At 56.3% G+C, this 17,180-nt stretch carries 17 protein-coding genes; 9 read left to right on the plus strand and 8 right to left on the minus strand.

The genetic code is table 11. From position 1 onward, the window contains the following. Positions 1-114: 114 nt before the first annotated feature. A complete protein-coding gene (locus tag AC3Y2E_RS30520) occupies positions 115-291 on the plus strand; it encodes a hypothetical protein (protein WP_379217123.1) in 177 nt (58 codons plus the stop codon). A gap of 129 nt (positions 292-420) precedes the next feature. On the opposite strand, the gene AC3Y2E_RS30525 is transcribed toward AC3Y2E_RS30520, so the two are convergent. Then, entirely contained in the window at positions 421-1,476 is a 1,056-nt protein-coding gene (locus AC3Y2E_RS30525; protein ID WP_379217086.1) for an ATP-binding protein, read from the minus strand. A 278-nt stretch (positions 1,477-1,754) separates the two neighbouring features. On the opposite strand from AC3Y2E_RS30525, the gene AC3Y2E_RS30530 reads away from it, so the two are divergent. The 3 genes from AC3Y2E_RS30530 (at position 1,755) to AC3Y2E_RS30540 (ending at position 5,177) form a co-directional block, all read left to right on the plus strand. Next, positions 1,755-2,957 carry a family 10 glycosylhydrolase gene (locus AC3Y2E_RS30530; protein WP_379217087.1) on the plus strand — a complete coding sequence of 401 codons (1,203 nt, stop codon included), beginning with the start codon at positions 1,755-1,757 and terminating at the stop codon, positions 2,955-2,957. Positions 2,958-3,075: 118 nt separating this feature from the next. Further along, a complete protein-coding gene (gene lepB / locus AC3Y2E_RS30535; protein WP_379217088.1) occupies positions 3,076-3,597 on the plus strand; it encodes a signal peptidase I in 522 nt (173 codons plus the stop codon). Positions 3,598-3,908: 311 nt separating this feature from the next. Further along, positions 3,909-5,177, plus strand: coding sequence for a DegT/DnrJ/EryC1/StrS family aminotransferase (locus AC3Y2E_RS30540; RefSeq protein ID WP_379217089.1), 1,269 nt, complete (start codon positions 3,909-3,911; stop codon positions 5,175-5,177). A gap of 176 nt (positions 5,178-5,353) precedes the next feature. Here the strand turns inward: AC3Y2E_RS30540 and AC3Y2E_RS30545 are convergent, their stop codons facing one another. After that, on the minus strand, positions 5,354-6,616 hold the full coding sequence (locus AC3Y2E_RS30545) for an MFS transporter (RefSeq protein WP_379217090.1): 1,263 nt from the start codon (positions 6,614-6,616) through the stop codon (positions 5,354-5,356). A gap of 103 nt (positions 6,617-6,719) precedes the next feature. Further along, complete coding sequence (locus tag AC3Y2E_RS30550) at positions 6,720-7,121, minus strand: DoxX family protein (protein ID WP_190930498.1); 402 nt, start codon at positions 7,119-7,121, stop codon at positions 6,720-6,722. Positions 7,122-7,251: 130 nt separating this feature from the next. On the opposite strand from AC3Y2E_RS30550, the gene AC3Y2E_RS30555 reads away from it, so the two are divergent. Beyond that, entirely contained in the window at positions 7,252-7,575 is a 324-nt protein-coding gene (locus tag AC3Y2E_RS30555; protein ID WP_190930497.1) for a winged helix-turn-helix transcriptional regulator, read from the plus strand. 162 nt (positions 7,576-7,737) lie between these two features. Here AC3Y2E_RS30555 and AC3Y2E_RS30560 read toward each other — a convergent pair whose 3' ends face one another. Next, the gene (locus AC3Y2E_RS30560) at positions 7,738-9,507 is read right to left on the minus strand and encodes a methyl-accepting chemotaxis protein (RefSeq protein ID WP_379217091.1); all 1,770 of its coding nucleotides are present in this window, start codon (positions 9,505-9,507) and stop codon (positions 7,738-7,740) included. Between the two features lie 358 nt (positions 9,508-9,865). On the opposite strand from AC3Y2E_RS30560, the gene AC3Y2E_RS30565 reads away from it, so the two are divergent. Further along, entirely contained in the window at positions 9,866-10,111 is a 246-nt protein-coding gene (locus AC3Y2E_RS30565) for a hypothetical protein (RefSeq protein WP_332075720.1), read from the plus strand. Positions 10,112-10,185: 74 nt separating this feature from the next. Here the strand turns inward: AC3Y2E_RS30565 and yyaC are convergent, their stop codons facing one another. Then, a complete protein-coding gene (gene yyaC / locus AC3Y2E_RS30570) occupies positions 10,186-10,698 on the minus strand; it encodes a spore protease YyaC (protein ID WP_379217092.1) in 513 nt (170 codons plus the stop codon). A gap of 99 nt (positions 10,699-10,797) precedes the next feature. Here yyaC and AC3Y2E_RS30575 point away from each other — a divergent pair, with 99 nt between their 5' ends. After that, complete coding sequence (locus AC3Y2E_RS30575) at positions 10,798-12,021, plus strand: glycosyltransferase family 2 protein (RefSeq protein ID WP_379217093.1); 1,224 nt, start codon at positions 10,798-10,800, stop codon at positions 12,019-12,021. A gap of 70 nt (positions 12,022-12,091) precedes the next feature. Here the strand turns inward: AC3Y2E_RS30575 and AC3Y2E_RS30580 are convergent, their stop codons facing one another. Then, on the minus strand, positions 12,092-12,313 hold the full coding sequence (locus AC3Y2E_RS30580; RefSeq protein WP_190930492.1) for a DUF1128 domain-containing protein: 222 nt from the start codon (positions 12,311-12,313) through the stop codon (positions 12,092-12,094). A 625-nt stretch (positions 12,314-12,938) separates the two neighbouring features. Between AC3Y2E_RS30580 and AC3Y2E_RS30585 the strand changes: the two genes are divergently transcribed. Then, positions 12,939-13,085, plus strand: coding sequence for a hypothetical protein (locus AC3Y2E_RS30585; protein ID WP_190930490.1), 147 nt, complete (start codon positions 12,939-12,941; stop codon positions 13,083-13,085). 925 nt (positions 13,086-14,010) lie between these two features. Here the strand turns inward: AC3Y2E_RS30585 and AC3Y2E_RS30590 are convergent. Next, the gene (locus AC3Y2E_RS30590; protein WP_379217094.1) at positions 14,011-15,219 is read right to left on the minus strand and encodes a glycerate kinase; all 1,209 of its coding nucleotides are present in this window, start codon (positions 15,217-15,219) and stop codon (positions 14,011-14,013) included. A 27-nt stretch (positions 15,220-15,246) separates the two neighbouring features. Then, entirely contained in the window at positions 15,247-16,206 is a 960-nt protein-coding gene (locus AC3Y2E_RS30595; RefSeq protein ID WP_190930488.1) for a D-2-hydroxyacid dehydrogenase, read from the minus strand. A 256-nt stretch (positions 16,207-16,462) separates the two neighbouring features. Here AC3Y2E_RS30595 and AC3Y2E_RS30600 point away from each other — a divergent pair, with 256 nt between their 5' ends. Next, complete coding sequence (locus AC3Y2E_RS30600) at positions 16,463-17,161, plus strand: DNA alkylation repair protein (RefSeq protein WP_379217095.1); 699 nt, start codon at positions 16,463-16,465, stop codon at positions 17,159-17,161. The last annotated feature ends 19 nt before the right edge of the window (positions 17,162-17,180 follow it).

Consider the following 17,180-nt stretch of genomic DNA (forward strand, 5'->3'; position numbering starts at 1 on the left):
ACCTTGACATTAAAGGGATTGTTGTAATAGTCACCTAAACATGTATCGGATAGTTAACGTGGCATAAGCCACGCCCTATCCGATGTTTTCTAACTCATGACTGAAGTCATGAGTTTGCGAAAACTATATATCAATTTCTACTATGGCGTGCCGATGGCACTGGCCATGATCGCAGGCGCACTGATCGGCTCCCGTGTCGCCATCCGCAAAGGCGCCGCTTACGTGAAGCCGCTGTTCATCGTCATCACGGCGCTGCTGATCGGCAAGCAGTTGTGGGACATGCTGACATAACACGCCGTTCATCGAACGGGACAGGAGCGAATCACCAGAAGCCCGGAAGCCGGTCAACCAGGCGGCCGGCGGTCGCCAGCGCACGTTTCCTGATTGTGCCGCAAAGGCATCCGCATTTGCCCGCACCGTTCAGACAGCCGGCATCTTCGGAAGCACGATGCGCACTTCCGTCCCCAATTCGCCGCCGGACAGCTCGTAATGCCCCCCCATCTTCTGCAGCACAACCTCGCAGAAGTTCAAGCCCAGACCGATCGAATCCTCCTTCGTCGTGAAGAACGGGACCTTCACCAGCTTGAGCAGATCATCGGCAATGCCCGGTCCGGAATCGCGGATCGCAAACACAAGCGTCTTGTCGGAGAAGTGAATCGACAGCCGAACGCCTCCGCCTTCTTCCGTCGCCTTCGAGGCGTCGAACGAATTTTTCATAAACTCGTTCAGCACTTCCTGCAAATAATGAGGGTCGATGAGCAGTTCCCCGTCCACGGAAGGGAATTCGCATACGAAAGGGATACCGCGCCGCAGCGCTTCTTTTTGCACAGAGGGGACATACTCTTCCAGAAAGGAGGATACGAGCACCGGGCGCAGATCGAGATGGAACGGCTTGCCCAGATGCAGCCAGCGTTTCACATAGTTGCCGATCTCCTTCACCTGATCGTTGGCCAGCGTAATGTAGTGCTCCACACTGCGCGAAGCAAAATGATCGGACCAGTGGCCGGAGGCCAGATTCGTCTTCAGCGTCGTCTCGATCAGCTGCAGGCTGCCCCTGACGACCGCGAGCGGATTCAAGATGCTGTTCGCCGTGCCCGCCGCCATATCTCCGATCAGCTTGCGCCTTTCATTAGTTAGCTTCATTTCGTAGAAATGAAAAAAACCAGAGATGTCGAACATCGCGGCATGATAGCGGTCTCCCAGGTCCGTCTCCCGCCTGTAGCAATACAAAATCAACTGCATCGTATGTTCCCCTGCCGATTCCTCGATGACGACGCCGGCTATATTTTGCTTTTGCTTAATTGCATGAGCAACTACCTTACGCAGTTGGGACTGTTCCGGCAGAGCTTCTCCGGGATTGATCTGATAAGTGGTTCTGAATTTAGCATTCGCGGATACGAGCTCCATCCGTTCGTCAATTGACGCAATAAAGAGATCGATATCCGTAGATTCCATCACGAAATCGAATTCGTTCATTCCTTCAACGTCCTTTTACCTCTTACTGGCTCGGTTTTGCGTGAGCGCAAATCGCGGTAACGCGACAAGCCGCCGCAAAAAAAATGAGCTTTCCGTCCTGTCCCCGACTGCAGTTGTAACAGAGGCGTCGTATCCGCGGGTGAAGTGGTATCATACCCTTCGAATTCGAGTGTACCATGCTGGACACCAAAGAAAAAGGGATTTCCGTTCGCGCGATTCGTTCGGTATAATGGTTGGGAACCGGAAAGGAACGATTGACGAGAGGAGAAAGCCCTATTTTGAACCCGCAACATAATGCCGTATGGCTGTATCTCGGCTCCGAAGCGAGAGACGCCGAAGAAATCGCAAGCTTATCCGACTGGTGCGAGCGCAACCGGGTTGGAAAAGTGATCGTATATGTAAAAGCCGCCGACCGCTTCTCCGAATCGATCAAGGAGCGGATCGCCCTGCTCGCCGAGGCGTGCGCAGAGCGCGGAATCGAGCTGCACGGCATGATCTCCACCCTCCAGCAGCGGGCGGCCGGACAGGATGAACTGCCCTTCCAGGATAAGGAATGCTACTGTGTGGACGCTCACGGAATCTCCAACTACGAGGAGCCGATTAACGGCACCGGGTACATGTACGACCCGAGGCATCCGGCCGTCATCCGGACCGTGGCCGATACGTGCGTGGACCTGCTCCGGCAGTTTCCCGGATTAAACGGAATTCATCTCGATTTCATCCGATACTACCATTATGACAGCAAGCTGGTCATCGATACGAAAAGCGCCGGCCACTGGATCGGACAACCCAAGGTCGGGCAGCCGATCCGGCTGGAGACGGGAGGTGTCACGACCACCTATTTCGTCGAGGAAGCGCGCCAAACCTATAACGATCCTCCTATCGGCGACAAGCTGGTTTTGTCCCGGTTGCACCGTTTTTGCTTCTGCGACAATTGCTTGGCCGGCTTCGAGAGCTATAGCGGCATCCGCATCCCGGCAGAGCTTCCGGATACGGCCGGCAAAGCCAAGTGGCTGCTTACGGAGCGTTCCGCCGAATGGGCGGAATACCGGGCGCAGATTATCACCGATCTTGTAGGCACGATCCGCGAGGCGATCCGCAGCTATCGCGCCGATGCCCAGCTCTCTGCCGCCGTATGGTACAACGCTCCGTACGGCAATGAGCTTCGCGGGGAAGCGCTCACGCCGGGCAGCGAATACGAATGCTTCGGCCAGAAATGGTCGGCATGGGCGGAGAAGGGTTATGTCGATTTCGTATGCCCGATGGATTATTGGATGGAACCGGGCAGCTTCGCCGGGGTCGTAGAGGAGCAGGTCCGCAAGGCGGACGGGCGTATCCCCGTATATGCGGGCGTGCTGAAGACGCCGGAATACGAGATTACCAAGGAGAGTTATGCCGAATACGTCCGGAGGGCGGAGGAAGGCGGAGCGTCGGGGATTTGTTTCTTCCATTACGGGTCCTGGAAAGCAATGCTTGGTTGAGCAGGGATCGGATCGACGAGTCCGGGATAACCGCGGACTGTCGGCCGGACCGTCCATTTAGACAGACCGGATTACGGGCCAGGAATTTCCGGAAGAAACGGAAGGAGTCTTACAGATTATGAAGCAGTTGAAAACTGTACTGAAAGAATGGGGCGCACCGCTCGCAATCGCCATTGTCCTTAGCATCCTGATCCAGACGTTTATCGCCCAAGCCGTGAGGGTGCCTTCCGCCTCCATGGTGCCGAACATTAAAATCAACGACCGGCTGATCGTGCAGAAGCTGAAAGCTTTTACCGCCTTCGAGCACGGCGACATCGTAGTGTTCAACCACGCGGCCGACGGGAAAGAGGAGATCCGCTACGTAAAGCGGCTGATCGGCCTGCCCGGCGATACGATCGAAGTGAAGGACGGCGTGTTGTACCGGAACGGGGAAAAGACGGACGAACCTTACTTGAACACGGCGATGGCTTACAAATTCGGACCGGTCACCGTACCCGAGAACAAATATTTCTTCCTCGGCGACAACCGGAACGAAAGTTACGACGCCCATCTGTGGCCCGAGACGTATGTCGACAAAAGCAAGCTGGTCGGCGAAGTGATCTTCCGCTTTTACCCTTTCACCCGCATCGGCGTGATGTAAGATTAGCAGCGATACGCTTAGAGAACAGGCCTGACGAGGGCCTGTTTTTTTAATTTATCATGAAAGTATATCGTGGAAGATGCTCTAAATCCTGGTGAACGCCAGCGTCAAAGACGCGGGTAGGCGTTTATCCTTGCAGGCGGATCGATCCTCCCGCCACCCTTTTCGAATTAACGACAAATAAAAGATATGAAACCTTCGGCAGAATCGGATACAATATATTTACAAGTTAAATACAACTTATCCGCAAGCGCTAACCCGGCAGATTCCGGAGCGCCATCATCTATCATCGAGGAAGCGAAGGTGAGCCCATGAGCAAGTTGGCGAAAGACGGGGGAACTCCCGTACGCAGCAAGGCATTGCCGCCGAACTATCCAGGAGCGGTCGTATACGGGAAGGAAGAGGCCGACTTTACGTCGGAGGTGATCTATGCCCAGTCGCCGTTCCGTTATTACGGGGCGGATATGAAAGGCGCGGTCGAATCGCTCGAAAATGCGATGACGCGCGACCTGAACGTTCCTTACGCGCTAGCCGTAACCTCCGGCACCGCCGCGCTCGTCGTAGCGATGAAGGCGCTCGGGATCGGCTACGGGGATAAGGTCATCGTCCCCGCCAATACGTTTCTGGCGACGGCCGGTGCGGTCGTGTGCTGCAATGCGGTTCCCGTATATTGCGACGTCGACGACAGCTTGAACCTCGACCCGCACGATCTGGAGCGGGTGTACGACGAAGAAGTCAAAGCGGTTATCGTCGTGCCGATTCTCGGCAACCCGGTCGATATGGACCCGATCGTCGCCTTTGCCAAGAAGAACAATATCGCCGTTATCGAAGATATGGCACAGTCGTGCGGCGTCCGGTATAAGGGACGTTATGCCGGTACGATCGGCGACATCGGTACGTTCAGCTTTCAGATGAACAAAATTATTACGTCCGGCGAAGGCGGCGCTGTCGTTACTCACGACCTCACCTTGATGGAGCGGGCGATCCGTTACCACGACCAGGGCATTGTGCGCCACCGCGCACGGTACGGCATCGATTCCCCGGACGAACAGTTCGCCTTCTCCGGCCAAAACTTCCGGATGAACGAGCTGTCCGGAGCAGTCATGGTCGAGCAGTGGAAAAAGCTTCCGGCAATTATCGGCAATATGCGCAAGCAGCATGACCGGATCGCCGCTGCGCTCGCCTCCGAGATTCCGGGAATCAAGTTCCGCGCTTGTCCCGATCCGGACGGAACGATCGGCTCGAATCTGGGCATCATTTTCCCGACGGCAGGTGCAGCCGCTGCATTCAACCAGGCGATTAACGCGGAGAACGTGCAGGCCCACGCCTTATACGGCGGCAAGCCGGTCTATATGAACCCTGCTCTGTTCCATCAAAGGTCGGCGGAGAAGGACAATTTCCCGTACAACTACCCGTTCAAGAAACCGGTCGTCGTGACGGAGAACATGTGCCCGAGGGCCGTCGATCTGATCCCGCGCACGACATATCTCCCGATCTCGCCGATCTTGTCGGATCAGGACGGAGCCGATATTATCGAAGCGGTCGTGAAGGTGCACAAGGCGCTGCATGTCGTCGTCTAGAGTTTACGGTACCGTCGATCTCAAGGATAAACGCATACCGGCGTCTTTTGAAGCTGGCGTTCACCGAGATGTAGAGCCACTCCCACGATATACTTTCCGATAAATCAATAAAGAGACGCTTCCTTACCGCTTCGCGAGCGGCCGGGGGCGTCTCTTTTTACGGCTTCTTCAACATGTTACACGCTCGAAGACATTCCTTCGGTAACGGCGGCGGCATGGGTTTGTTGTTTGGCGGCCAAAGCTTCGCTCCGTCTCAGGCAGAGGGGAACAGCGAACATAAACCCGATCGTCAGGACAACTATGACGGCAAACCAGCCTCCCCGGATATCCGGCAGGGCGAACAGCAGCAGCAGCATCACGCAGCGGGCGGCGCACAGCGTATTTTCCCGCCATACGAGTACCCTCAGCTTCTGCATCGGCGGCAAAGCGTTCATCGACCGGTATACTTTCGTCTGCCAGTTGACACCGAAATAATACATCCCCAGCACGGACAATACGTTGGACAGCACCAGCATCGGCGAGTACGGCACAAGTGCGGCCAAAAACCCGAGTGCGACTACGCTGCAGCCGATAAACATCCAGGCGTCCTCGCCGAGCCGGACTCTCCGGTGCACATAAAGCGCGGCAAATGCGGCGCATGTATAAGCGGCATTCAGCAAGGCGATGATCAGCTTGTCCTGGGAAATGCTGAAGGTGAAAATCAGAATAAACAAGTTTTGAAACTGGAAAAACAGCCCTGCGGCGATAAAGGCAGCCTGCAGCCATTTGGAGGACGCGGTATGAAAGACGCGGAAATAACCGATCCCCCGAAACCAGTCCCCCTCCCGTTCTCTCACCTCAGCCAGCGACAAGTTCGGCACGAGCAGGGCGGCGCCCAGCATGCAGCCTACGATCGCCAGCATCAGCAGGAACGAGCCCGAATAGCCGAACTCCATAATGACAAGCGCGGACAAGATCGGCACCGATACCGAAACGACCTGCTGCATCACGACGACGACCGAGAAGTACCTGCTGAATTCCTTGGCTTTCCCCGATAAGGAGATGCCCAGATTTTGTCCGGCGTAGAACAGTCCGAACGTCAGCCCGACCACCGATCCGATCAAGGCGATCCAGACAAGACGCTGTTCCAAGTGCAGGAAGGACAGCAGCAAAAATACGGTCAGTCCCGACAAGGCCGACAAGGTATAAACGATTCGCATCGAACGGCGGGTCAGCAGATGGGCGCCAAGGGTAAACCCGGCCCCCCAGACCAGATAGGTGAAGAAATTATACAAGGAAACGTCGAATAAGCTTTTGGACTCTTCCCAGATGTACAAGTTAATAAAAATGCCGATATAGCTAAAAATAATTTGACCGATTCCATTCATCATAAGCAATTTGCGCATCTCGCCTGTCAGTCCCACTTGCTTCCGTCCCTCTTCCGCTCCGTTTCCGGTCATTCCAAACCTTCATCATCATACCACAAACCGCGGAAGCCGGAGCTACAATTTGCAGCATCGCCCTTGGAATCAGCCGTCTTTTTCTCGACTATAATGGCCAAGGTCAGGAGAACAGCCGGACATCGAGCGAATAAGCTCCCGCCCCCGACATGGCGACGGTCAGGGCGACGGCGATCAGCACCAGATTGTACTCGATCCCGCCAGAGGTTACCCACAGCCCGTTGCGTCCGTGTACTTTGACAATCGCGACCAGCATCGTAATCACGATACAAGCGGCCGCGACCGGCGTAAACAATCCGAGTGCGAACAGGAGCCCGCCCGCAAGCTCCAGCAATCCGGCCATGAAAGCCATCTGTAGGCCGGGACGCATCCCAAGGGATTCCATAAATCCTCCCGTCCCTTTCAGCCCGTGGCCTCCAAACCAGCCGAACAGCTTCTGGGCCCCATGTCCCGCGAACAAAAGGCCGGTCACCAAACGAATCAACAACAATGCTTCATCCAACATTACGCTCTCTCCTTTATTACTTTATTATTGTTACTTACTTTTAGTTAGTTAAGAATACAAGGTAAGGCTTACTTTTGTCAAGTATCTATGTTAAAATATTTTTACGAACTGGTTTAGGAGATGATTCGATATGAGTAATGCGGATCACAAATCCCACCTGTGTCCCAAATTCGAAACGGCTTTCGAGCTTCTCGGCAAACGTTGGACCGGCCTGATCATCCAGGTGCTGATGAACGGTCCGATGCGATTCAAGGATATATCGTCCATGATTCCGGATATGAGCGACCGGATGCTGACAGAGCGGTTTAAGGAATTGGAGCAGGCGGGGATCGTTGTGCGGCACGTGTACCCCGAGATGCCCATCCGGATCGAATACGAGCTGACGGAGAAAGGTACGGCGCTTCGTCCCGTCATGAACGCGGTACAGGAATGGGGAGACCGCTGGATTTATTAACTGCCCGGCAAGTTATCGCCGCCACCAACCAGGCACATGATGTCGCGGTCAGTTTCTTCGTACTAAGCACTAGGCACCCGGGTCTTGCGGCCCGGACCAAAAAAAGACATCTTCCGGCTTCCGACACATCGGAAGCTGGAAAGATGTCTTTTTACGGTTCCTCTACACTTTGAATTTGGCGACCGATTCCTGAAGCTGCTCGGCCAGACGGCTAAGCTGCTCCGACTGGAGCGCCAGCTGTTCCATCGTAGCCAGCTGCTCTTCGGTCGACGCCGAGATCGTCTGGGTACCGGTCGCTCCGCTGGCCGTGATCCGGGCCATCTCCTGAAGCGAGGCGGATATTTCCTGGGAGCCTGCGGACATCTGCTCCGCGGCGGAAGACGCATCCTGCACCTGCTCGACAACGCTGCGCGTCGCATCCAGAATACGCTTGAACGATTCGCCCGTCTCCCGGGTCTGGTCGGCTCCTTCTCGCACTTCCTCTTCGCCTTTTCGCATCGTCTCGACGGCGTAGCCGATATCTTTTTGGATCGCTTCGATCCGGACGATCACTTCCTGAGCCGACTGCTCGGATTGCAGGGCCAGCTTCTTCACTTCCCCGGCCACTACGGCGAAGCCCCGCCCTTGCTCGCCGGCTCTTGCCGCTTCGATGGAGGCGTTCAAGGCAAGCAGGTTCGTCTGGGCCGCTATATTCGTAATAACCTGCACGATATCCCCGACTTCTTTGGACCGTTCGTCGAGCTTGCGGACGATATCGGACAGCTCCCCGACCGTCATACTGACCCGGTTCATCTGATCGACCGCCTTCCGGATCGATACGTCTCCTTCCTCCGCAGCCTTGGACGTATTCAGCGAAGCGTCGAACGCTTGCGAGGAGGTTTCGGCGATCCGGCCGATTCCGACGGCCATCTCCTCCATCGCCCTTGAGCTTTCGTTCGTCGATTGGGAGTGCGTCTCCATACCCGCTGCTATCTGATGAACCGACTCGGCGATGTCTTTGGACGCTTTCGTCGTCTCCTCGATCGAAGAGGACAGCTCCTCCGACGAGGACAGCACATGCTCGGCCCCTCCTTGCACTTGCATCACCAGTGTTCTCAGATGATCGTTCATCACATTAAAATCCGACGCGAGCTGACCGATCTCGTCCCTGTTGCGGATGACCAGTTCGCCGGCGGTCAGATCGCCCTCGGCGATTTTTTTCGTCCGCTGCGCTACTTGCGCGATCGGGCGCGATATATGCTGCGCGAACAGCCAGATGATAACGGCGCCGGCTGCGAGACACGCGGCAAGCGTGATCACCATGACCGACAAGATGCGCTTCTGACCGGCGTTGTAATCTTGCAGGTACGAGCCGGCGGAGACGATCCAGTTCCACGTCGGATCGAGCTCGGCATAGGAGATTTTCGTCGCTTCCTTCGGGGCGGCGTCCTTGTCGGTGACGGGAAGCGGCCAATTGTAGTACGTATTGCCTCCGCCCTCTTGCGCCTTTTTCACCATATCCTGTATGTAATAATAGCCATCGCTCGTTTTTTTGTCCCAGATGTTCTCCCCTTCGACCATCGGGTGCGCCAGCAGCATGCCTTTGTCGTCCAGAACGAAGAAATAGCCGTTTACGCCGATATCGATATTTTTATTGATCGGGCGCGTATTGTCGGCTTTTTTCTCTCCAAGAAGCAAGGTTTTGACCGTCTCCTGAGCGGTGGCAAGCGGCATCGTCCCGTTTTGGACGGACTTGTCCATCAGGGTGATCATCTCGATCGCCATCCTGACGTTCGTCTGCAGCTTGCTTTCAATCAGCTTGTCCGTCTCCGCCTTGGCTACGCTATAGCTGACAAGTCCTACTACCAGCGTAGGTACGGCCAGCAGCAATAGCGAGATGGCAATCATTTTTTGTCGAATCCTCCATCGTACTTGCCTGCCTTTTGCTTGCATTACGGTCCCCTCCCGAAATATCTGTGTCTTTTGTATGATACTTCCTGTCTTTCGACAATCGTATACCAGATTCCTTACATTTACAATAAGCGCTTACCCTCAATTGGGGCGCGCGTTTTTTGGGCGATTTGTAATGAAAATGTCAAAATTTTAGAAAGGAATTGTTGTAAACATCTTCCTGTTCCAAATCCCCGATTGGCAGGAAGGCGGGGAATCAATAGCGTACGCCGGCGCCTTATCAGCCGCTTGCTTCCGGGTTTCTGCCCCCCGCGAATAAAACGCCGCCAAAACCGAATACTAAAAGCGTCAAGCACCGCTTCAGCCCATCTCTCCCGCTCGCTCAGGAGGTCTAGAGACAATGAAATATAAAGCAACCCTGGTCATGACGCTAATCGGCTGTGCCCTCTGTTTGTTCAACTATTCCGGGCTCGATCCGGACAACATCTTCCTGTTCATGCTGAGCGTTCCCGTATGGCTGATCGAAGTTGTCAGCGATATCCACTATTTTAATGTGTTCGCCGTTTATTTGCTGACAATCGCTTCGTACGCCTTGTTCGGCCGCATCGGCGATTATTACCGGTTAAGACGAAGAGCCCGCTCCTGATTCGGAAACAAAGCCGTTTCCGCCGGAGGGGCTCTTCTGGCTTTATGCCTGTTCGGATTCAGCCGGTATCGGGATCATACCGGGAATTCGCAGCGGACGGCTGCGGCGATTTCTTTGGCCATGCTGATGACCCGGTACAAGGAGGTGCTCTGCAGCTTCCAGTATTGTTTCGGGCCGGCCGTATTCACGATCGCCGCAATCGAATAGGAACCGACCGGAGGGAGCGTCTTGCCGACCGACTTCCCCGGATGAATCGGCTGATTGGCCACCTGAAAATATCCGATGGACGCAGGCAGCCCGAGACACGCATCAATAGCGATTGTCACTTTGCCCGGCGGAATCTCGCCCAGCCTTCTTAGTAAATTGCTGGCATCGCAAGGCGACTCGAGCGTACCAATCACATGCCGGTACCCCATCTCGGAGAGCATCGTACCCACTAGCGGTCCCAGCGCATCCCCAGTCGACCGGTCCGTGCCGATACAGACGAATACGAGGTCGTCCGTGACCGCCCCCTGCTCCCGAATGTACTTGAAAAAATCCGTCAGCTCTTCTCCTTTGACTTTATGCCGGATCGTATCCCCGTTCACGTTCGCTTCCCCTTTCGTTATCTCCTTCCGCTTGGCTTTCCCGACCGGTGTGTTACAATGAATAAACGATACCGTACCTACATCCGAAGGAGTACGACCATGCGATTTTTTGATCTTCTGAGCTCTGTTACGCTATTGTATTGGCTGGTCATGCTGCTGTCGGCCTCGGCCGGGCTCAAGCTGCTCCGGCCGCTTCCTTTTGCCCCGGCAGCGAAACGGAAAGGGGAAACACCGCTCGTATCAGTCATCGTCGCCGCCAAGGAAGAAGAAGCATCGATCGCGGATACGGTACGTTACTTGCTGGAGCAGGACTACCCCAGGCTCGAAATTATTGCCATTAACGATCGTTCCCAGGACGGTACGGGAAGACGGCTGGACGAGCTGAAGCGCTGGTCCGAGAAACGACCGTCCACCGCAATCCCGCTTAAGGTTGTCCATATCACGGCGCTTCCGGAAGGGTGGCTCGGCAAAAACCACGCCCTGTACCAAGGCTATCTGCAGGCCAAAGGCTCTTATCTCTTATTCACCGACGCCGACGTCCGCTTCCGCTCTACGGCCATACGGGACGCTCTCTCCTACGCCGAATCGAGCGGAGCCGATCATCTGACGTTGACGCCGCTTATGATCGCACGCAGCTTTTGGCTACGCGCTTTCGTGCAGTATTTTATGTTCTCGCTGAATCTGTTCCTTCGTCTGTGGCGCGCCAACGATGACCGCCAGATCAAGTTCGGAACGGGAATCGGCGCCTTTAATCTGATTACCCGCAAAGCTTATGAAGCTATCGGCACCCACCGGGCGCTGGCGATGCGTCCCGACGACGATCTTCGGCTGGGCGTGCTGGTCAAGCGGGCGGGGTTCAAGCAGCGGCTGTTGATCGGCAAAAACCATTTGGAGGTCGAATGGTACCCGACGCTGCAAGAAGCTGTCAAAGGGCTGGAGAAAAACTTGTTCTCCGGCTTCGGTTACCGGCTGCCGATGGCCGTCTTCGGGATGCTCGGCCAGCTGCTCGCCTTCTTCGGCCCGTTCGCCGGCTTGCTGCTGCTTCCGACCTGGGGCGGTTTCGCTTATGCGGCAAGCGCGGCGATCCTGGTCGGTTTATATGTCGCCAGCACGAGGCGGCTGTCGAAAGACTCCGGGAAGGAAGCATGGGCGCTCCCTGCAGCCGTCTGGATGCTGATCGTCGTCCTGGCCCGTTCGGTTTACTTGACGCTTCGCCGCGGCGGCATCTATTGGCGGGGCACGTTCTACCCACTGGACCGGCTGCGGAGCATGCGGGACAGCGACAGTCAGGGCGGCGGCAGCGGTCCGCAGCTAGGCAAATAAGAGTCCGTCTCGTGAACGGACTCTTATTTTTTGCGTAATCGGCCGATTTTCAATAGCCCGAAGAATAGCGCTACTTTTTGAGCTGCCTCAATTCATCGCAAAGGGCTTCGATCTCGCGGATGCTGAAATGCCGTTTGTTGATGACGACATCGTACATATCCACCAGGTCCTCATACTTATTGATGTCGAAATGGTCCGGCTTGATCGACTGGGCTGCGACAACGTTCAGCCTTTCCTTGATCTGCTCAATCATGAATGCCACATTCGCCTCGGATTTGATCGTTAGATCCATCGATTTTCACCCTTTCTTCTTCGGTAGACTGTTGCTATTGTATCATGCCGGTCCGGGAAAGCCCATAGAAGATCGCTCGATTGTTCCTGCCGGAGTATTAGAAGGATGCCTTTTCTTGCATTACCGCTTATTTGGGGGGACTGGAGCTAATCGCACCGCGGCGTGGCTCTTGGAGTTGACCGATAAACCGGAAACGCAAATGGAAAGGAAAGGGAAAAGGAAAATAAGTGCAAAAAAGAAAAAACGCTTATTCGTTATAACGGGCAGTGAACCTCTGCGAGCGGTCGCTTAGCTTGCGGTCTACACGCCGTTGTCCATCCTTCGTATCGTATAAAGGCGCAGGCAGTGTCCCGCCGGACCGCCCCCCCGCGCGACTCCCGGCGTGTGGTGACCGATCGCCGTCGGCTGCCCAATCTCGGGCTTGCACCCTCCACAGTTGGAACGATGCCCCCGCGTTCTTCCCTCCTCCCTCCCCGTCCGTCCTTCACTTCTCTTTCATCTAGCGGCAAGAACATTCGTTCCCCCTCCTGTGCAGCTCTCCCGCATAATCCTGTTCCCGGATGCACACAGTATTACGTGTACGCGCCGATTCGGCAATCTATACCGGAAAAAGGAGCAGAATCCGATGGAAAACAAAACCCACAAAGGCAACTACAAAGGAACGGCCCACATGAAGGCGGAAAACCAGGACATGGCCTTCGTCAACGACGTCGTCGAGAAAGAAGCCTCGGAACAAACCGTGCGTGGCGAAAAGTCGGGGAAGTCGGAGTAAGTTCGGGTGAACCGGGATAGTTCGGGGGAATTCGGGGGATCTCAGGTGAGCTCAGTGATTCCGGTGATCTCGGGGGATCTCAGTGACTCGGGTGATCTTGGTGATCTTGGTGATCTCAGTGATCTCAGGTGATCTCGGGCGGCAGCTTTGAGCGGATGCACGCTGAACAACAAGACCCGCCGGACGATACGATCATCACGGCATCAAACCAGATCTCCCGTCGTAACGATTGGGAAAATGAAGCCACGGTTTTCCGCCGTTCCCTTTAAACCGGCGGCTCCCATGGTTGTCCATTAAAATAAGAGCGGTTTACCACCCTTATTCAGCCGAAAATTGCAGTTCGGCCCGCAATAAGGGTGGTTCGCAGCTCTTATTTTTGGCGTTCCAGCTAAATTCGGCGTTTCTGAGGGGAATAAGAGTCTCTAACGAGACTGTCGATTCATTGTGTAGAAGTGTTAGCAGGCCGTTCCGAGTGAAAAGTTACCTTCTTCTGCTCAAACAGGTTGTCCGGAATCCCTTGATTGAATAAGGATTGTAAGGTAGGGGATTCCAGACAAAACTCGCCAGAAGGTCATCTTTTCCCTTTCCACTTGGTTGTCCACAATGAATCGACAGCCTCTCTAACCGCTCTTAATTAGCAGAATGTTACTCTTTGGTTCAAATTAAGAGCGGTAAGTAGCTCTTATTTCGCCGTCATCGGTCAGCATTCAGCGTGTAGCGTGCAGCACTCACGTATTCAGCGTTAGCATTCAGCACTCAGCATCCAGCGTTCAACGTGCAGCATTCAACGTCACGTATTCAGCGTCAGCATACATCTTTCAGCATTCACGCATTGACGCATTCTCGCGTTCAGCGTTTAGCATTTAGCTTGCCGTCCAGTCTTCTACCTTCACTTCCGCATCCCGCCAGCCGGCACACTACCGCTTTAGTCCCCCGCTCTCGCTCCCAGACCAGCGCGGTACAGTCTGACGATGTTCTCCGCCGCTTCCGCAAGCAGCACGGCGGCATCGCCCATCGCCTCGTCCAGCGTCATCGGACGGTTCGCGATACTGAACAGCGCGGCGATGCCGCGGTCATACAGCGCTTCCGCGCCGTCGCCCAAGCCGCCGGACAGGCAGACAACCGGCACGCCGTGCACGCCCGCCGCTTCCGCGATGCCGGCCGGCACTTTGCCGAACGCCGTCTGCCCGTCGGTCCGGCCTTCGCCGGTAATGACAAGCGCGGCACCTTCGGCCGCCCGCCCGAAACCGGCGAGCTCCATCACGACGCGGATGCCCGGCTGCATCTCGGTGCGGCCGAAGGCGAGCAGCCCGGCCCCTAGGCCACCCGCCGCTCCGGCGCCGGGTACTTCCGCGACCTGCCTGCCATTCAATGCCGCAATCCGCTCCGCATAATGGGCGAGGCCGCGGTCGAGCTGCTCGACCATCTCAGGCGTCGCGCCCTTTTGCGGGCCGTATACGGGCGAAGCCCCGTCCGGGCCGCACAGCGGATTGGTGACGTCGCTCAGCACCGTCACTTCCGCTGCCGCGAACCGGGGATCGAGACCGCTCGCATCGATCGAGGCGATGCGCTCCAGTTCGCCCCCGCAACCCCGGCCGGCTGCAAGCTCCCGGCCTTCCGCATCCGCAAACCGGACGCCCAGCGCCTGCGCCATGCCCATGCCGCCGTCATTCGTAGCGCTTCCGCCCAGACCGATCAGAATCCGCTGTACGCCGCGATTCAGCGCATCGCGAATCAGCTGTCCCGTGCCGTAGGTCGTCGCTCTGAGCGGATCGCGCTCGTTCGTCCCTACAAGCGGCAGCCCGGAAGCCGCCGCCATCTCGATAACTGCGGTACGCCCGTCCGGAAGAAGTCCGTACGCCGCTCTTACCGGCTCGCCGAGCGGGCCCGTCACTTCCGCCTCGATCCGCTTGCCCCCGGCCGCCGCCAGTACCGCGTCCACCGTGCCTTCTCCTCCATCTGCCATCGGCACGATGACGACCTCCGCATCCGGAACCGCTCTCCGAATACCGGAGCGGATCGCCTCCGCTGCATCTACCGACGACAAACTGCCTTTGAATGAATCCGGCGCCACCACCACGCGGAAATTAGTCCCTCGTCCGCTCGTCCCGTTGCCGGCCTCGTACCTCTCCATCCCGCTTCCCCCATTCTATCCGTGCGATTACAGACGGTTTACAACATGAACCGGCGAACCGGCGGCAAAAGCGGCCACATTGCTTACCGCCACATCCATCAATCGTCCTCTCGCTTCAAACGAAGCCCACCCTACATGCGGGGTGATGATGCAATTGCGGGCGGACAGAAGCGGATTATTCGCCGCAGGCGGTTCCGAAGACAACACGTCCAGTCCGGCTCCCGCAATCACGCCCTCATTTAGCGCATCGGCCAGATCGCTTTCCCGGATCAGCTTACCGCGCCCGGTGTTGATCAGAAACGCAGTCTTTTTCATCTGCAAAAGCGTCGCTTTTTGAATCAGCCCCTCCGTCTCCGGAGTCAGCGGACAATGAAGCGTAACGACGTCCGCTTCCTGGAACAGCTCCCCGATCGAAACTAGCCGCACTCCTTCGAGCGCCGGGCGTTTGCCGCTGCGGTTCGTAGCGATCACGTTCATGCCGAAGGCTTGTCCGATCTCGGCTACTTTCTCGCCGATGCCGCCGATCCCTACAACCCCGAGCGTTTTGCCGGCCAGCTCGACGAGCGGCGTTTTCCAAAAGCTGAAATCCGGACAACCCGCCCATTCGCCTTTCCGGACCGCTTCGTTGTGCAAGCCGGCCTGCTGGCATAACTCGAGCAGCAAGGCAAACACTAATTGGGCAACCGAAGCTGTGCTGTACGCCGGCACATTCGTTACCGTGATTCCCAGCTTCGCCGCTTCGGCCGTATCGACCACGTCGTAGCCGGTTGCCAGAACGCCGATATATTGCAGCTCCGGAAGCTGCTTCAGCACCTCGGCGCGAAGCGGCGTTTTGTTCGTCAGAATGACACGGGCTCCCTTCGCTCTCTCGACGATCGATTCAGCAGGCGTCCGGTCATAGACCGTCACCGTTCCGAGCGCTTCGAGCCCTTCCCAGCTCAAATCGCCGGGATTCAGCGTATACCCGTCCAATACTATGATATTCATGTTTCGTTCCTCCTGTCTGTTAAGCGGCTGTATAGCTGCATTGTATCGCAAGGTCGTCCCGGACGCCAACATTTCCGTTCCCCGGGCAGGACATGCGCGGAGCTTCGTCGAACTGATTCACATCCGATTTTAGACCAAAGGAACTATGGTAACGCCACGATTCGCCATTTTTTTCGAAATCTAGCTTGGCATCGTATTCACAAACGACAGGTCTCGGCTGCCAGCTCTTATTCTTGCCTATGGAGGGAACAACACGATGAAGGAATGGACCTGCGACTTGCAGAGGAGCTTCGAGGCGGCCTCAAACCCCGGCGAGGCGGCGGCGATGACCGCCTATATGCGCGGACAGTTCGATTTCTGGGGAATTAAGTCGCCCGTACGAAGCGCGATCGTCAAAGAGTGGTTGTCCCGGATCCAATCACCAAGCGCGGATCAGCTCGAACAAACGGCACGGGCGTTATGGGAGCTGCCCCAGCGGGAGTATCAGTATGCCGCTCTGGACCTGCTTGCCAAGCACGTCAAACGGCTGGAGGAACGTCATCTGGACCTGCTCGAGTCGCTGGTCGTGCACAAATCGTGGTGGGATACGGTCGATGCCCTGGCCTCCAATCTGATCGGCCCGCTGCTGCTACGGCATGCCCATCTGACCGGTCCTCTTACGGAACGCTGGATCGAGTGCGATCATATGTGGCTGCAGCGGACAGCCCTGCTGTATCAGCTGAAGTACAAGAAAAACACCGACACCGACCGATTGTTCCGCTACATCGGCCTTACGAAGAACAGCCCGGAGTTTTTTATCCGTAAAGCGATCGGCTGGGCGCTTCGCGAATATTCGAAAACGGATGCGGACGCCGTACAACGGTTTGTCGCAAACCATGCGCTTTCGCCGCTGAGCGAGCGCGAGGCACTCAAATGGCTGGAACGCCGCCAGACGGGAGACTCCGATCCGGCATAACGCCCAGAAGGGCCGGATA

This window comes from Paenibacillus sp. MAH-35, from assembly GCF_058135425.1.

Bases quoted from the DNA above. Each gene is read 5' to 3' on its own strand.
- AC3Y2E_RS30525 (WP_379217086.1), bottom strand. From the start codon at position 1,476: ATGAACGAATTCGATTTCGTGATGGAATCTACGGATATCGATCTCTTT.
- lepB (WP_379217088.1), top strand. From the start codon at position 3,076: ATGAAGCAGTTGAAAACTGTACTGAAAGAATGGGGCGCACCGCTCGCA.
- AC3Y2E_RS30540 (WP_379217089.1), top strand. From the start codon at position 3,909: ATGAGCAAGTTGGCGAAAGACGGGGGAACTCCCGTACGCAGCAAGGCA.
- AC3Y2E_RS30545 (WP_379217090.1), bottom strand. From the start codon at position 6,616: ATGACCGGAAACGGAGCGGAAGAGGGACGGAAGCAAGTGGGACTGACA.
- AC3Y2E_RS30550 (WP_190930498.1), bottom strand. From the start codon at position 7,121: ATGTTGGATGAAGCATTGTTGTTGATTCGTTTGGTGACCGGCCTTTTG.
- AC3Y2E_RS30555 (WP_190930497.1), top strand. From the start codon at position 7,252: ATGAGTAATGCGGATCACAAATCCCACCTGTGTCCCAAATTCGAAACG.
- AC3Y2E_RS30560 (WP_379217091.1), bottom strand. From the start codon at position 9,507: ATGCAAGCAAAAGGCAGGCAAGTACGATGGAGGATTCGACAAAAAATG.
- AC3Y2E_RS30565 (WP_332075720.1), top strand. From the start codon at position 9,866: ATGAAATATAAAGCAACCCTGGTCATGACGCTAATCGGCTGTGCCCTC.
- AC3Y2E_RS30575 (WP_379217093.1), top strand. From the start codon at position 10,798: ATGCGATTTTTTGATCTTCTGAGCTCTGTTACGCTATTGTATTGGCTG.
- AC3Y2E_RS30580 (WP_190930492.1), bottom strand. From the start codon at position 12,313: ATGGATCTAACGATCAAATCCGAGGCGAATGTGGCATTCATGATTGAG.
- AC3Y2E_RS30585 (WP_190930490.1), top strand. From the start codon at position 12,939: ATGGAAAACAAAACCCACAAAGGCAACTACAAAGGAACGGCCCACATG.
- AC3Y2E_RS30590 (WP_379217094.1), bottom strand. From the start codon at position 15,219: ATGGAGAGGTACGAGGCCGGCAACGGGACGAGCGGACGAGGGACTAAT.
- AC3Y2E_RS30595 (WP_190930488.1), bottom strand. From the start codon at position 16,206: ATGAATATCATAGTATTGGACGGGTATACGCTGAATCCCGGCGATTTG.
- AC3Y2E_RS30600 (WP_379217095.1), top strand. From the start codon at position 16,463: ATGAAGGAATGGACCTGCGACTTGCAGAGGAGCTTCGAGGCGGCCTCA.